Annotated in this window: 10 protein-coding genes; 7 read left to right on the top strand and 3 right to left on the bottom strand. The window is 67.2% G+C overall.

The genetic code is table 11. The features are described from left to right. Nucleotides 1-111: 111 nt before the first annotated feature. The 3 genes from V3B41_RS00950 to V3B41_RS00940 form a co-directional block, all read right to left on the bottom strand. On the bottom strand, nucleotides 112-948 hold the full coding sequence (locus tag V3B41_RS00950) for an OmpA family protein (protein WP_049427169.1): 837 nt from the start codon (nucleotides 946-948) through the stop codon (nucleotides 112-114). Nucleotides 949-1,009: 61 nt separating this feature from the next. Then, complete coding sequence (locus tag V3B41_RS00945) at nucleotides 1,010-6,556, bottom strand: ESPR-type extended signal peptide-containing protein (RefSeq protein ID WP_100443823.1); 5,547 nt, start codon at nucleotides 6,554-6,556, stop codon at nucleotides 1,010-1,012. Nucleotides 6,557-6,791: 235 nt separating this feature from the next. Further along, a complete protein-coding gene (locus tag V3B41_RS00940) occupies nucleotides 6,792-7,772 on the bottom strand; it encodes a helix-turn-helix domain-containing protein (protein ID WP_049426693.1) in 981 nt (326 codons plus the stop codon). 693 nt (nucleotides 7,773-8,465) lie between these two features. Between V3B41_RS00940 and V3B41_RS00935 the strand changes: the two genes are divergently transcribed. The 7 genes from V3B41_RS00935 to V3B41_RS00905 all read left to right on the top strand — a co-directional run bounded on the left by V3B41_RS00935 (nucleotide 8,466) and on the right by V3B41_RS00905 (nucleotide 14,828). Continuing rightward, nucleotides 8,466-8,666 carry a Flp family type IVb pilin gene (locus V3B41_RS00935; RefSeq protein WP_049426692.1) on the top strand — a complete coding sequence of 67 codons (201 nt, stop codon included), beginning with the start codon at nucleotides 8,466-8,468 and terminating at the stop codon, nucleotides 8,664-8,666. Nucleotides 8,667-8,755: 89 nt separating this feature from the next. Further along, nucleotides 8,756-9,301 carry a prepilin peptidase gene (locus V3B41_RS00930; RefSeq protein ID WP_049426691.1) on the top strand — a complete coding sequence of 182 codons (546 nt, stop codon included), beginning with the start codon at nucleotides 8,756-8,758 and terminating at the stop codon, nucleotides 9,299-9,301. Next, nucleotides 9,298-9,774: a TadE/TadG family type IV pilus assembly protein gene (locus V3B41_RS00925; RefSeq protein WP_049426690.1), complete on the top strand. Its 477-nt coding sequence runs from the start codon at nucleotides 9,298-9,300 to the stop codon at nucleotides 9,772-9,774. The genes V3B41_RS00930 and V3B41_RS00925 overlap by 4 nt, the downstream gene beginning before the upstream one ends. Nucleotides 9,775-9,797: 23 nt before the next feature. Beyond that, nucleotides 9,798-10,835 carry a Flp pilus assembly protein CpaB gene (cpaB, locus tag V3B41_RS00920; RefSeq protein WP_049426689.1) on the top strand — a complete coding sequence of 346 codons (1,038 nt, stop codon included), beginning with the start codon at nucleotides 9,798-9,800 and terminating at the stop codon, nucleotides 10,833-10,835. A gap of 18 nt (nucleotides 10,836-10,853) precedes the next feature. Continuing rightward, a complete protein-coding gene (locus V3B41_RS00915) occupies nucleotides 10,854-12,209 on the top strand; it encodes a type II and III secretion system protein family protein (protein ID WP_049426688.1) in 1,356 nt (451 codons plus the stop codon). Nucleotides 12,210-12,237: 28 nt separating this feature from the next. After that, a complete protein-coding gene (locus tag V3B41_RS00910) occupies nucleotides 12,238-13,494 on the top strand; it encodes a fimbrial protein (RefSeq protein ID WP_049426687.1) in 1,257 nt (418 codons plus the stop codon). After that, nucleotides 13,479-14,828 carry a CpaF family protein gene (locus V3B41_RS00905; RefSeq protein ID WP_049426686.1) on the top strand — a complete coding sequence of 450 codons (1,350 nt, stop codon included), beginning with the start codon at nucleotides 13,479-13,481 and terminating at the stop codon, nucleotides 14,826-14,828. Before V3B41_RS00910 ends, V3B41_RS00905 begins: the two co-directional genes overlap by 16 nt. The last annotated feature ends 1 nt before the right edge of the window (nucleotide 14,829 follow it).

Here is a 14,829-nt window from a genome sequence, read left to right as displayed (position 1 = left end):
TGGAGAAAACCTGAGCCGCCGGCAGGCGTGGTCGACGGGGGAGACGTAACCACGTCCTGCCGGCGGTCAGGGGGGACTCGGTATACCGGGACACTCCCCGGCGCGGGACTGTCAGCGCGGCTGGGCCATCCCGGCGATCTGCACGCGCCGGTTCGGGGCCAGGCACGCGATCAGCTCGCGACGGTTGCGTTGCTCGCACTGCACGATCGGCTCGGCCGCACCCCGCCCTTCGGCACTGATCGCGGTGGCGGGCACCCCGCCCTGCACCAGGGCATTCCGTACGGCCTCGGCGCGGCGCTGCGACAGCGTCTGGTTGTAACTGGCGCTGCCGATGCGATCGGTGTACCCGGTCACCCGGATCGACTGCACCTGCGCGGCCTCGCGCACCTGCGCCAACACCACCTGCACCGCCTGCTGGCCTTCTGCGCTGAGCACGGCGCTGTCAAACCCGAACAGCGCATCGGCAGACAGTCGTAGCGGCTGTTCCGGTAACGGTGCCGGCGGCGGCGGTGCTGGCGGCCGCGGCGGCTCGAGCACGGCCGCGCACGATTCCGGCTTCCAGTAGCCGCCCTGGGCGATGCCCTTGCTGTCGAATCGCACCTGGAACTGGCAGGTGAAGTATTCGGCACCCTGCGCCGTCCGGAAGTTGAACAGGTAGTTCCACTCGCGCACGCCCCACATGCCTTCGTTGAAATGCGGCGTGCCCAACAAGGTGTAGAGCTGGCGCTTGCTCATGCCCGGCGCGAAGCGGCGCAGGTCGGCGACATCGGGATAGATGCCCTCCTTCAGCGAGGCCTTGGAGGCGTCCGGGAAGTGGACGGCGGTGGCTTCGGCCGGACCGTCGGCGGCCGGCGCATGGCTGCGGCACGCGGCCAGCAGCCCCATTCCCAGGATCAGGCCCAGCGTAGCGGCCAGCTGGCCGGTGCGGGCGATGCGATGCTGTTTCATGTCGTTCCCCCTGTAGACGTTTCCGCGATGCCGGGCCGCACCTGCGACCCGGCGGCGGGGATCACCACTGGATGCCGGCACCGACGGCCACGCCGGCCTCGCCACGGCTGTTGGTGGAGCCGCTGAACTTGTAGATCCAGCGACCACCTTCGGAGACTCCGGAGATACCGATCGCCACGCCCGACTCACCGTTGTAGCTGCCGGCTGCGACCGAGGCCATGCTGCGGCCCGCTTCGCTGGGCTGCGGCAGGGCTGCGGTGGCCATCGCCGAAGCGATACCGGCCGAGGCGCGGTTGTCGGTCTTGCGCAGGTCGCGCTCGAAGCCACCCATGCGCTCGTCGGTGTAGGCCTTCGACCAATCCAGGGTCTGTGCCATGCCCGACTTCAACTGGTCCACGTTGACCGCGTCGGTGCCGGCGGTGCCGGCGGCGACATTGCGCACCGTGGTCGGGCCACTGGTGGTGCTGCCAAGGGTCACGCTGTTGAAGTTGGTGGCACCGTTGGTGGTGGTGTCATAGCGGAGGGTGCCCTGCTGCGACGCCTGCAGCTGCCGTACATTGACCGCATCGGTCGCTTGCGTGCCATCGGCCACGTTGACCACCTGGCGTTCCGCACCGCTGGCACCCACCGACACCGTATTGGCACGGTTCGCCACCGAGCCCGCACCCAGCGCCACCGAGTTGTCGGCCTGTGCCTGCGAGCCATTGCCCAGCGCGGTCGAGTTGGCACCCGCCGCGGCGGAACCCGCGCCACCGGCGGCCGAGTTGGCACCACTGGCCGACGGATCGGCCAGGTTGTTGGTGTTGTTGGCGCGGAAGCTGCCGGCCACATTGGTGATGTTCTGGATCTTCTGGTCGGTGTAGGACTTGGACTGGTCGATGGCGTAGTTCACGCCGTTCTTCAGCTGCCCGACATTGGTCGCATCGTGGTCGTCGGAGCCATCAGCAACATGGGTGATCTTGCGCTCGCTGCCGGTGCTGCCCACCGACACCTCACCTGCCGAGTTGCTGGCACCGGTCTGCCCATAGGCGCCGGTGTAGCCTGCCTGCGCACCGACGCTGGCCACCGAACCGGCACCCAGCGCCACGCTGTTGCCCGCGCTGGCACTGGCGCCATTGCCGACCGCCACGCTGTTGGCACCTGCGGCACTCGCCTGCGGGCCGACCGCCACCGCCTCCGCGCCGGCCGCCGTTGCAGCCGCTGCCGTCGAGTTCACCGCCAGGTAGGCACTGCCACCGCCACCATTGGTGATGCGCTGGTTGAGGACCTTCAGCGAGCCATCCACGGCGGTGAATGCGGCGGTGACGTTGTTGTAATCACCGCTGGTGAAGGTGCCATCGGTGGCGATGCTGGAGATGCTGAACTTCGGTGCGGTCCACACGTTGGTGGTGCCGTTGTAGGCGGTGGTGCCACCGAAGTAGTTGGCGATGGTGCTGTTCGTGCTGAACAGCTGGTCGCCGGTGATGGCATCACTGCTGCCGGCCAGGATGCTGCCCGCGGCCACGTTGGTCACCTTCACCGCACCGGTGCCGGTGCCCTTCAGCGAGACACTGTTGATCACGTTGCCACTGCCATCGACGTCGTACTTTACCGCCAGCTTGTCGATCTCGCCGGTCTGGTCGGCGACGTTGGCCAGCGAATTGCTGACCGCGTCGAAGGCGGTGCCGACGTCGTTGTAGTTGCCCTTGGTGATCGTGCCGTTGGCGGCCACGTTGTTGATCGAGTAGGTCGGTGCGGTCAGCACGCCGCTGGCGTTGACCGCTGCACCACCACCGAGGTGGGTGGCCACGGCCTGGTTGGCGGCGAACAGCTGTGCACCGTTGATGGCTTCACTGCTGGTGGCACTGACCTGGCCCGGGCCGAGGTTGCGCAGCGTGGTCGCGGTGCCGGTCTGGCCCAGCGTGGCGCTGGCGTAGTTGACGCTGCCGTCGCCGTTGAGGTCGTAGCGCAGGGCGCCCTGCTCGGAAGCCTGCAACTGGCCCACGTTGACCGCATCGGTCGCCGCTGTACCGGCGGCCATGTTGGTGACCTGGCGCTCGGCACCGGCCGCGCCGATGGAGACACTGTTGGCACGATCGGCCAGGCTGCCGGCACCGACCGCGATGCTGTTGGCGGCGGTGGCGCGGGCATTGGTGCCGACTGCAATCGAGTCGGTGCCACTGGCCAGGGCCTCGATACCGGTCGAGTTCACCCGCAGGTACTTGGTGCCACCGTTACGGATGTCGGTGATCTGCGTGTTGAGGTTGACCAGCGAGCCATCGACAGCGGCGAAGGCATCGGTGGCGTTCTCATACAGGCCCTTGGCGATGGCACCACCGGTGGAGATGCTGCTGATCTCGAACAGCGGTGCGGTGAAGACACCACTGGCCGGGTCGAACGCCGCGCGGCCACCGAAGAAGCTGGCGATGGCTGCATTGGTACCAGCCAGCTGGCCACCGTTGACCGCCTCCAGGCTGCCTGCGGTGATCGCGCCGCCGGCCAGGTTGCCGATGGTGGTGGTGCCGGTACCGGCGCCGAGGGTGACCCGGCGGTAGTTCGGATTGCCACCGGCATCCAGGTCGTAGGTCACCGCGGCATCGGCCACGCCGTTGATCAGGCTGATCGCACCCTTCAACTGGGCCACGTTGACCGCATCGGTGTTGACACTGCCGGCAGCCACGTTGGTGATCTGGCGCTCGCCGCCACCGGCGGTGCCCACTGACACTTCACCGGCCGAGACCTGCGGCGCAGTGAGGCCATACGCGGTGTAGCTGGCCTGCGCGCCGCGCAGTGCGGCCGAACGGTAGCCCAGTGCCACCGAGTTGGCCTGGTTGGAGGTGGCCTCAGCACCCAGCAGGGTCTGGCCGTTGGCGGTACCCACGGCACTGTCACCCACGATCACCGAATGGCCCATGCGTGCAGCGTAGTCGGCGGTCGGCACACCGGTCGGGTTGCTCGGGTCGTTGACCCCATCACCCGGGAAGGCAACGTTGGCATCAACCTTCGGCAGCTCGTGACGTGCGTTGGCACCGATCACCACTTCCTTCGAACCGTTGGCGAACGCACCGTCGCCCATCAGCACCTGGTAGTCCTGCGCGGCGTTGACCGCCCAGCACGAGATGTCGGCCAGGGCGACGTCCAGGCACTTGGCGGCCCAGGCAGGCGAATCCTTCGGCAGCAGCAGGCCCAGCAGGCCGCCCGGATTGCCGTTGTTGATGTTGTAGATGTAGCTGTCGGAGGTCACGCCACCGATCAGGGTCAGGTGCGAGCTGCCACCGGTAACGGCACCACCCAGCCCGTTGAGGGTGCTGCCGACCGGCGACAGGTTCACTACCGGCAGGCCCAGCACGTTGACCGTCGAGTAGGTCTGCATCACGTTGGCATTGCTGAGCTTGAGGTTGCCGTTGCTCAGGTAGCCGTTGCCGCCGAACAGGCTGGTGGTGGTCGGCCCGATCAGCTGGCCGACATTGCCGACCAGGCCACCGGTGCCGATGATCAGGCCCGCATTCGGATCCGCCGCGGCAGGGGCCTTCGGGCTGGTGGGGGGAATCGCGGAGGGCTTGGTCAGGCCCAGGCCGCTCAGCGTGCCACCGACCAGGCCACCGACCGCGCTGCCCAGATTGCCAAGGGTGCCATTGAGGTTGCCGTTGAGCAGGTTGCCCACGGCGCTGCCGACGTTGCCGAGCGTATTGCCCAGCAGGCCCCCCAGGCCCGTGCCGGAACCGGTGGCGCCATTAAGCAGGCCGCCGACGGAACCGACCGTGTTGTTGAGCGTGCCGCCCACTGCGCCGCCCACACTGCCGACGGTGCCATTGAGAGCTCCGCCAACAGCGCCTCCGACCGCGCCGACAGTGCCTGCCGCACCATTCAATGCGCCACCTACGGCGCCCACAGTGTTGTTGAGCGTGCCGCCTACGCTGCCGACAGTGCCGTTGAGGGCTCCACCCACCGCACCGCCGACGGTGCCTACGGCGCCATTCAGTGCGCCACCCACGGCGCCTACAGTGTTGTTGAGCGTGCCGCCTACGGCACCACCCACACTGCCGACGGTGCCGTTGAGGGCTCCGCCCACCGCGCTGCCAACCGTGCCCACAGCGCCATTCAGTGCGCCACCCACGGCGCCCACCGTGTTGTTGAGCGTGCCGCCCACGGCGCCACCCACGCTGCCGACGGTGCCATTGAGCGCTCCGCCAACTGCACCACCGACGGTGCCGACGGCGCCGTTCAGTGCGCCGCCGACGGCGCCTACGGTGTTATTGAGCGTGCCACCCACCGCACCGCCCACACTGCCGACGGTGCCATTGAGCGCTCCGCCAACTGCACCACCGACGCTACCGACCGTGCCGACGGCGCCATTCAGTGCGCCACCCACGGCGCCTACCGTGTTGTTGAGCGTGCCGCCTACGGCGCCGCCCACACTGCCGACGGTGCCGTTGAGGGCTCCCCCCACCGCACCGCCGACGGTGCCTACGGCGCCATTCAGTGCGCCACCCACGGCGCCTACAGTGTTGTTGAGCGTGCCGCCTACGGCACCACCCACACTGCCGACGGTGCCGTTCAGGGCTCCGCCCACCGCGCTGCCGACCGTGCCCACAGCTCCATTCAGTGCGCCACCCACGGCGCCCACAGTGTTGTTGAGCGTGCCGCCCACGGCGCCGCCCACACTGCCAACGGTGCCGTTGAGGGCTCCGCCGACCGCGCCACCGACCGTACCGACCGTGCCGTTGAGCGCGCCACCGACGGCGTTGCCCGCGGCGCCGACCACGCCGCCCACCAGCCCCCCGACACCCAATGCGCTGTTCTGCGCCGCAACCATTGCCTGGCCCGCCAGCTTCAGATTGCGATCGGCAACCACTTCCTGGCCATCCGGCGCCTGCACGCGCACCTTGCCGGCTGCACCGGCATCGAATGCGGCAGTGATCGCCCGATCGTGGGTTTCTCCCGGCAGTTCCTCCTTGGCGGGCAGCGTGATCGCCGCCGTCGCCTTCGCCTGGCCCTGGGCGTCGATCTGATGGCCCGCCACTTTCAGCTTCGAATCCAGCGCGCCATCTACAGAAGCCTTCAGGCCCCGCAGTGCACCAGCCGGCGCGCCGCTGATGCCGGCGGCCGCTTTTGCACCGGTATCGATGGATGCCACCTGCGCACCGCCGAGGCCGATGTTGGCTTTCGCGTGGACATCCGCAGCAAGCCCCGGGACGGCGACCTGCTTCGGCGCCGTGTTCGCGGCCAGCTTCACCTGCACGGTGGCCGGCAGCACGTCACGCACCACCGGCAGCGCCGCGGTGCTCAACTGCAGGCCGACGCGCGCATCCGCGCTGATTGCCGGGCTGCTCTGGGCCTGGCTTGCGGCAGCCGCAAGGGCCACCTCGGCATCGACCTTGACCGGCATGGGCTGGGTGTACTTGGCTGCAAGTGCCTGCAGATCACGCAGCGACTGATTGGATTCGGAGGCCCCTGCGTGGCCACTGGCCAGTGCACACAGCAGGGCCAGGGCGAGCGTGGTGGGCATCAGCAGGAAGGCGCGCGGATCCCGCGCGGCACTGCCACCGCTGTCGCCGGTGGCCAGTTCGGAGGCCACGACCAGAGCATTGAGCTGGCGGTTCCATACACGCCGGTAGATGCGATTCATGAGCACTTCCCCCGTAGGCGAACAACTGGAATGTCAGTGGACTTGCCGTTTGGCAGGTGATTGACATTTCAGCGCTCGCGGCGGCGGCTGCGCACTTCATTCCGGCACGGCAATCGCGCATTCCGGCAAATCCACGGCCGGAATCGGCAGCGGGTTATGCAGAAGCGGCAACGATATCGGCAAGCGCATGGGCAATTCCGGCAGAAACCACCCCGAAACCCTTGCGGCGCTTGATTCAGGCCGGCTGGCCGATCTGCGCGGGAGCGCGCATCAGCGTATCGCGCGGCAGTTCGCCGAAGACCTTGCGGTAATTGTCGGCAAAGCGGGAGAGATCCCAGAGGCCGCAGCTGAGGGCGATCGCCTTCACCGAACGGCGGCTGGAATCGGCCATCGACAGGCTGCGACAGGCAGCACAGAGGCGCAGCATGGACAGATAGCGGTTGGGCGAGGTTCCGAACAGATCCTCGAAGGCATAGCGCAGGCCGCGTTCGCTGACACCCGCCGCGTCGCATATCTCGTTCATGTAGATATTGCGGCGCAGGTTGAGCCGCATGAAGTTCTCCGCCCGCTGCGCGATCAGATAATGCGTGCGCCGCGCGCGGCTGCAACCAGGGCGATCGGCGGCGCCTGCACCGAGCAGGGCCTGCACGTGCTCGTGCAGCAATCGTTCGGTTTCTTCCGGCTGCAGGCCAGCACCCTGGCCGAGCTGAAGATGCAGCTGCTGATAATGATGGGCAAGTGGTGCCGAATCGTTCGCCAGATTGAACAGTGAAAGCGCCTGGCCCGCGGGCGGCGTGCTGCGCAGGCTCAGTTCGGTCAACTTGCGTTGCACCCGTGCGACCGGCACCAGCATCAGGGTCATGTGCGTACCTGGGCTCAGCGTGAACTCGCTGATGCCTTCGGGCATCACCGTCAGCGCCATCCCCGGTGTAAGCGGCACCCCGTGGCACCAACTCAGTGTTTCATCGGTCGCGTGCAGATACCCCAGCATCGCCCAGTCAGGTGGCAGCATGAAGCGGCCACGGCAATGGAAGCCGCAACTGATGCTGCAGAACAGGGCTTCCTCATGCACGCGCGAAACAAAGGCCGCCCGCGGCCCGTTGCCATCGAGCAGCAGCAGTTCGACATCGCATACACGAAGCACGCCGCTCAGCGTCGCCAGATCAATCGATCGCAGGCCGCTGTCGTCGCTGTCTTCTACCCCACCATCGACCATGACAGTGTCGTCCCCCCGTTGATCCGCAACACGCTGCGGCCCCCACTGCCTGACAGGGCCACACCATTCCTCCAGGAACCTTCGCCATTGCCGGGATCGCTGCGGCCGGTGCCGCACGACCAACCCGATTGAAAGCAGCAACCTGGAACCGAGTATGCCCGATAATCATCGAAGGTAAACCCGAACCCTGCATTGAAGAAAATAGATACACAGATGAAGAAAATGTGGTCGCCAGTGGCACGATTTTCGCATGCGCCATTTGCGACATCACATTATCTGCACGTCGATGAATCGTTTTGCCAGCGAACGGATATACGTCACAGAAACAGCCTGAAAGTCTAAGGGTCGGCGCGTTTCTGCCGAATTTGCATATAGGTTCCAGTTGCAGCCAACCGCCATTCAGGCAAAGTCGATGACACGGTGATCCGGTCGCTTCAAAACGACCACACCTGGGGGAGCGCATGGCCACGACCGTATCGCGGAACAGTTCGACCACCGGCGCAGCGCCGCGTGGTCGCGACGTTGCGGCCGGCATTTTCCCCGGGGCCGATTACCCAGAATGAGCACGGCGGGGCATTCCCGCCATGCCACCCCGCCAGGATGTGCGGGGCCCACGGACGATCCCGGCGGAGCCGGGCCACCGCCCAACAGGTGTCCTGCATCTGCAGACAACAAGTAGAGGGAGACAAGGCCATGAACGCATCCATCCGCAAGTTCCTGAAGGAAGAAGATGGCGTCACCGCGCTCGAGTACGGGCTGCTGGCCGCCGTCATCGCCGGCATCCTGATCGCGGTCGGCAACAAGGAGATCAAGGGGTTCTTCGAGACGCTGTTCAAGAACCTCTCCGACCTTGCCACCAAGGCCTCCGGGTCGGCACCTGCGACCGGCGGCTGAGCCTGCGTGCATCGCACGTCCCTGCAGCGGTGCTGGGATGTGCCCGGTGGCAACTGCAGACTGTCCAATGACGGACGACGGAGTGTGCGATGACGTTGCTGGGACTATTGGCCATCGGCGTGTGCCTGCGGATCGCGATCAGCGACCTGTATGCCCGCCGGGTGCCCAATGCCTGGCTGTTGTCTGCATCCGCCATTGCCATCGCATTGATCATCGCGGGACAGTTCAGCGCGCCGCGCCAGCCGTGGCTTGACCACGCAGCGGGCGCGGCGCTCGGCCTGGTGGCCCTGCTGCCGTTCTATGCCATCCGCTGGATGGGCGCCGGCGACGTCAAGTTCTTCGCGGTACTGGGCCTGATGCTGGGCTGGAAGGCCCTGCTGCCGATCTGGGTGGTGGCAAGTCTCGCGGCCGGCCTGCACGCGGCAGTGATCATTATTGGCCGCCGTTTGGGCGTGATGCTACCCACGGGCCTTCAGATGCAGGTCAACCGCGCCAGCAGCCAATGGCAATCGCACCCCGCCCTGCGCGACATGCAGGCCGCCCGCCAGGGACGACAGGGCATTCCCTATGCAGCCTACCTGGCCATCGCCGGCATCGGCTGGGTTCTGGCAAGCGTCTATGGAGGTGTGGCATGAGCATCCACAATCCACGGCTTCAACGCGGCGTGGCCAGCATCGAATTTGCCCTGATGCTGATGCTGGGCCTACTGCCACTGCTGCTGTTCACATTCTCCGGCGTGATGATCATGGCCGCGCAACAGACGTTGGCGACGGCCTCGGCCGAGGGCGCTCGCGCTTCATTGCGCTATGGCAGCGCCAATGAACGGCGTACTGCAGCCTGCCTCGCAGCCCGCAGTTCGATGCAGTGGCTGTTGAAATTCTCTGGACAGGGTGTCGACTGCAGCAATGGCGGCAGCAACGCCATCGTGGTCTCCGCGCAGGCCCCCTGCGCCGGCCTGGCCACTGCCCAGTGCATGACGGTGACGGTCAGCTATGACTACGCCAGCCATCCCTTCCTGCCGGGCACCGCCACGCTTTACAAGTGGGTGATGCAGGCTCCCATCCGTAGTGTCGCGGTCGCCCAGCTCGACCTCGGCAGCGGCAACTGACGATCGGTACAGGAGACGGTTCCATGCTCAAGTTGACCCGCATCGCTGCCGTCGCCCTGATCGGGCTGGCCGTGCTGCTGGCAGTGATCGCCCTGATGATCGGGCGCAAACCGGCCGCGCCAGCGACGGCCGCGCCCGTCGCGCACAGCGAAGCCCAGGCGATCACCGTGGTCGAAGCCGTGGCCCGGCTGCCTGCCGGTGAACCGATCACCGCCAACGGCCTGCGCCTGGCGCAGCGAACCACGGCAGTAGCCGGTGCAGCCACCAGCATCTCTGCCGTAGTCGGCAAGGTACCAGTGCAGGACATTGCCGAGGGCACCGCCATCAGCAGCAACGCCCTGGCACAGGGATTCTCGCTGCAGCTGCGCCCGGGCGAACGCGCACTGGCCGTTCCGGTGGATGAACTGGTCGGCGCCGGAAACCGCATCCTGCCGGGTGATTTCGTCGATGTCTTCCTCAACCTGCGCGATGCCCAGCCCAACGCCAGCGGTCCGGCAGAGGCCGCGCAGACCCGCCTGCTGCTGTCACGGCTGCGCGTGCTCAGCTACGGCCAACAGGACATCGCTCCGGTCACCGGCGATGCCGTCGCCGGCAACGAAGGCGATACCCGCAACGACCCCCGCGCCGCGGACATCACCGGCAATGGCAGCAGCCATGGCTCGGGCAACGAGGCCACCCAGCCGGCACGCAGCGCGGTGCTGGCAGTGCCGGTGGCCGATGCCAACCGGCTGCTGCTGGGTGCGCAGCAGGGAAAGCTGTTCCTGGCCCTGCGCAACCCGGCTGATACGGGGCAACCCGACCTTGCACTGTTTCCACAGGCGCGTGGCGTGATCGATCCTTTGCGTGGACTCGATGCCGAACAGCAGCTCGCGCTGCAGCGGCCGGAGAACCATGCCTTCGCCGGCATCGATGGTGACGCCCTGGCCGGCCGCGGCAACACGCCGGCCCGCAGCACCCCGGGGATCCCGGCGCGTGCGCCGCCGACTCGGCGCAGCGCACCGCGTGCGTCGGGCATCGAGATCATCCGTGGCGACAGCTCCGCCCCCCGTGGTTCCCTTTGACCTGCATCGAGCGCATCCATGACCGAACGCCTCCGCCCACGCCCCTCCCCTCGCCAGCGCTGGCTGGCCCTGCTGCTGGTGCTGCTGGCTCCGGCGACAAGCGTGGCCGCCGACGATCTCGTGCTGCAGGCGCGTGAGCAGCGCCCATGGACCCTCCCGGCCGACCTGGAACGGGTGGCCATCGCCGATCCGGGCGTCGCCGACATCGTGATGCTGCGTGGGCAGCGCCAGGCGCTGCTGGTCGGGAAGGCGCCGGGTACGACCACCCTCCTGCTGTGGCACCGCAAGCAGGCCGAGCCGCAACGCCTGCAGGTGCGCGTACAGAGTGCCGTGCAGGGCGCGGCAGACGCGGGCTCGAATGGGCTGGTGTTCACCCAGCAGGACAACCAGGGCCTGCTGCAGGGAAGCACCGACAGCGTGCTCTCGCACATGCAGGAACAGAAGACCGCCGCCATGGCGCTGGGCAAGGACGGGCTGCTTGCCGACGCCTCGACGGTCAGCAGCGGCGGCGTGGTCCAGGTCGAGGTCAAGGTGGTCGAATTCAACAAGACCGCGTTGAAGCAGATCGGCATCAGCTTCCAGAACCGCAATGGCAACTTCGCCTACGGCTTCGCCCGCCCGGGCGGCCAGCTGCCGGGCAATACCGGCATCCTGCCCGGCATGAAGGAAGGCAACTCCGGCAATGAGTCCGAGTCGCCCATTTCCTCGGCGTTCCGGCTGGTGTTCGGCTCGACCAAGGGCCTGTGGAACGCCGATGTCGACCTGCTGCAGAGCAACGGCATGGCGCGCGTGCTGGCCGAACCTACCCTGGTTGCATTGTCCGGCCAGAGCGCCAGCTTCCTGGCAGGCGGCGAACTGCCGATCCTGGAACCGCAGGGCCTGGGCACCACCACCATCACCTACAAGCCGTTCGGCATCGGCCTGACCGTGACCCCGACGGTGCTGGCCCCCAACCGCATCGCGCTGAAGGTCGCACCGGAAGCCAGTGATCTGGACTACAGCAACGCCATTGCCCTCAACGGCGTGCAGATTCCATCGATCACCACGCGCCGTGCCGACACCACGGTCGAACTGGGTGACGGCGAGAGCTTCGTGATCGGTGGCCTGGTCAGCTCCAATGTCGTCTCCAACGTCGGCAAGATTCCCTTGCTTGGCGACCTGCCGATCATCGGTTCGTTCTTCCGCAACTTCGACTACAAGCGACAGGACAAGGAGCTGGTGATCATCGTCACGCCGCGGCTGGTGCAGCCGCTGGCGCGCAATACCGAGCTGCCGTTGCCTGGCGAACGCGAAGCCAGGCCGAACCTTCCCGAGTGGGGGGCGTGGCTGCTTGGCCCGATCAGCCAGGATCCGGTACCTGGCTTCTCACGCTGATTCCCATGATGCCTGCGATACCACGCCCATGCCCTACGCCACCGCCCAGCCGCTGCATCCGCAAGGACCGCCGATGAATCTGGTCCTGTACGGAATGGATCGCGAACTGCTGCCCCGGCTGGCGGCGAAACTGCCGCCGACCACCACCCTGCACTGGCAGGACAGCAGCATGCCGACCTCCGCACAGGACCTGCAGCGCGGGCCACAGAGCCTGGTGCTGCTCGACTTCCGCCCGGAACACGCCGCGGCCTCCAGCCTGCTGGCGCAACAGCTGCAGCAGACCCAACCCGACCTGCCCCTGGTCGCCGTCGGCGCCACCAGCGCCGCCCAGGTCGAAGGCGTGGTGATCGCGCTGCGTGCCGGCCTGCGCGATGTGCTGGACCTGGACAGCGACAACATCGGCATCGAGGCTGCATTGCGTCGTGCCCTGTCGCCACGTCCAGCCGCCACCGCCCAGCACGCGCACAAGGCGCGCCTGATCGTCCTGCTGGGCGTGCGTGCCGGGGTCGGCACCAGCACCCTTGCCGCGCATCTTTCGGTACTGGCCCAGCAGACCCGCGCATTGGCCCAGGGCGAGGCCCTGCAGCAGGACGGCCTGTTGATGGAACTGGCGCAGCCGTCCGGCGACCTGGCGCTGTACCTCAACCTGGACAGCCGCTTCCACTACGAAGATGCACTGCGCAACGCCAGCCGCATCGACGCCACCCTGGCCCGGACGGCGATGGCCCGCCATGACACCGGCCTGGTGCTGCTCGACCGCGCCAGCGGCAGTGATGCCGTGCCGCCGTCGGACCCGGGCGCACTGCTGCAGCGCCTGCGCAGCGTGTTCGCCAGCGTGCTGTGCGATGCCGGTGGCTGCCCGCTGCGGCAGATGCCGCCCCTGCTGCTGGACCAGGCCGACGAGATCTGGCTGGTCACGGACGCTTCGATCGCCACGCTGGTTTCGCTCGACCAGGCCTTGAAGCACCTGGCCGGCCAGCGCGAACGGGAGAAGCGGCTGCAACTGGTGATCAACCGCCACGACGACAGCAGCGGCATGAGCCCCGAGCAGATCGCGCGCCGATTCGAAGTGCCACTGCTGGCCACGCTGCCCGAGCGCCCGCGCGTGCGCCTGGCGGCCAGCCAGGGGCATCTGCTGCTGCAGGACGCACCGCGCGACCCCTACCTGCGTGCCCTCGCCCCGCTCGTCTCGCGCCTGGATCCGGCTGCCTGCCCGGTCCAGGCCCATGGCCTGCGGGAAAGACTCTCCCTTGCCCTGGGTGGATCGCAATGGAAGACAAGGTAACCCCGTTCCCGCATGCCGCCACCCGCCCGGTGCTGCCCGACAGCGCCCCGGGCCACCTGCCGTTCGCGCAGACCGAGCAGTACCAGAAGGTGCTGTCGGCCGCCCACGAACACCTGCTCAACAGCATCGAAGACGAGCGCATCGACATCGATTCCTGGGCGCCTGACACCATCGCCCGCTGGGTGCAGGTGCAGACGGTGGGCTTCATCCAGGAATGGCGCATCCCGATCAACGAGGAGGAGATGCAGGTGGTCGCAGAAGGACTGGTCAAGGAGCTGACCGGCTTCGGCCCGCTTGACGACCTGCTGCATGACCCGACGATCGAAGACATCCTGATCAACGGATTCAAGGATGTGCACGTCTCGCAGGGAGGGCAGCTCAAGCGCGCCACCCAGCGCTTCACCGACGACACCCACCTGCTGCGCATCCTGCGCCGCATCCTCGCGCCGCTGGGCCGCCGCCTGGATGACTCCAATCCGATGGTCGACGCACGCTTGCCCAACGGCGGCCGCCTCAACGCGATCATCTCGCCGCTGGCGGTGGATGGGCCGATGGTCTCCATCCGCAAGTTCCGCAAGGACCCGTTCACCCCCGACGAGCTGCTGGCCAAGGGCACCTTCGATGCGCCGATGCAGGCGCTTCTGAAGGCGATGGTGCTGGGCCGCTGCAACATCCTGGTGTCCGGCGGCACCAGCTCGGGCAAAACGTCGCTGCTGAACGCCCTGGCCAGCTACGTACCGCCCAACGAGCGCGTGATCACGGTCGAAGACACAGCCGAGCTGTCACTCAACCATCCGCACGTGGTCCGCCTGGAAAGCCGCATCGGTGGTGCCGAAGGCCATGGCGCGGTGAGCATCCGCGACCTGGTCCGCAACAGCCTGCGCATGCGCCCGGACCGCATCGTGGTCGGTGAGGTGCGTGGTGCCGAAGTGCTGGAGATGCTGCAGGCCATGAACACCGGCCACGACGGATCGATGGCAACCATCCACGCCAACTCACCCCGTGACTGCCTGTACCGCATCGAGATGCTGGCCGGTTTCGCCGGGTTCCAGGGCAGCGAGGACAGCCTGCGCCGGCAGATCGCCAGCGCCATCGACTTCATCGTGCAGATATCGCGGTTGGGCAGCGGCCGGCGCGTGCTGGTCTCGATCACGGAAATCACCGGTGTCAGCGACAACCTGATCACGACCCAGGAGATGTTCCGTCACGAACTGCAGATCGACGGCAATGGCAAGGAAACCGACCGCTGGATCGGACTGGGCTTCCATCCGCACTCGCACAAGCTGGAACCGTTCCGCCAGCAGTTGCGCGAATCGTTGTACGGAGACTTCTGAG

Origin of the sequence: Stenotrophomonas sp. SMYL89 (assembly GCF_036319985.1) — a bacterium.
Classification (GTDB): Bacteria; Pseudomonadota; Gammaproteobacteria; order Xanthomonadales; family Xanthomonadaceae; genus Stenotrophomonas; species Stenotrophomonas maltophilia_Q.
Note: the sequence above shows the minus strand (reverse complement) of the source record. Positions and strands in the feature narration are given on the sequence as shown.

What these genes read in the sequence shown, in the direction of transcription:
- V3B41_RS00950 (WP_049427169.1), bottom strand. Translation starts at nt 948, where the DNA reads ATGAAACAGCATCGCATCGCCCGCACCGGCCAGCTGGCCGCTACGCTG.
- V3B41_RS00945 (WP_100443823.1), bottom strand. Translation starts at nt 6,556, where the DNA reads ATGAATCGCATCTACCGGCGTGTATGGAACCGCCAGCTCAATGCTCTG.
- V3B41_RS00940 (WP_049426693.1), bottom strand. Translation starts at nt 7,772, where the DNA reads ATGGTCGATGGTGGGGTAGAAGACAGCGACGACAGCGGCCTGCGATCG.
- V3B41_RS00935 (WP_049426692.1), top strand. Translation starts at nt 8,466, where the DNA reads ATGAACGCATCCATCCGCAAGTTCCTGAAGGAAGAAGATGGCGTCACC.
- V3B41_RS00930 (WP_049426691.1), top strand. Translation starts at nt 8,756, where the DNA reads ATGACGTTGCTGGGACTATTGGCCATCGGCGTGTGCCTGCGGATCGCG.
- V3B41_RS00925 (WP_049426690.1), top strand. Translation starts at nt 9,298, where the DNA reads ATGAGCATCCACAATCCACGGCTTCAACGCGGCGTGGCCAGCATCGAA.
- cpaB (WP_049426689.1), top strand. Translation starts at nt 9,798, where the DNA reads ATGCTCAAGTTGACCCGCATCGCTGCCGTCGCCCTGATCGGGCTGGCC.
- V3B41_RS00915 (WP_049426688.1), top strand. Translation starts at nt 10,854, where the DNA reads ATGACCGAACGCCTCCGCCCACGCCCCTCCCCTCGCCAGCGCTGGCTG.
- V3B41_RS00910 (WP_049426687.1), top strand. Translation starts at nt 12,238, where the DNA reads ATGCCCTACGCCACCGCCCAGCCGCTGCATCCGCAAGGACCGCCGATG.
- V3B41_RS00905 (WP_049426686.1), top strand. Translation starts at nt 13,479, where the DNA reads ATGGAAGACAAGGTAACCCCGTTCCCGCATGCCGCCACCCGCCCGGTG.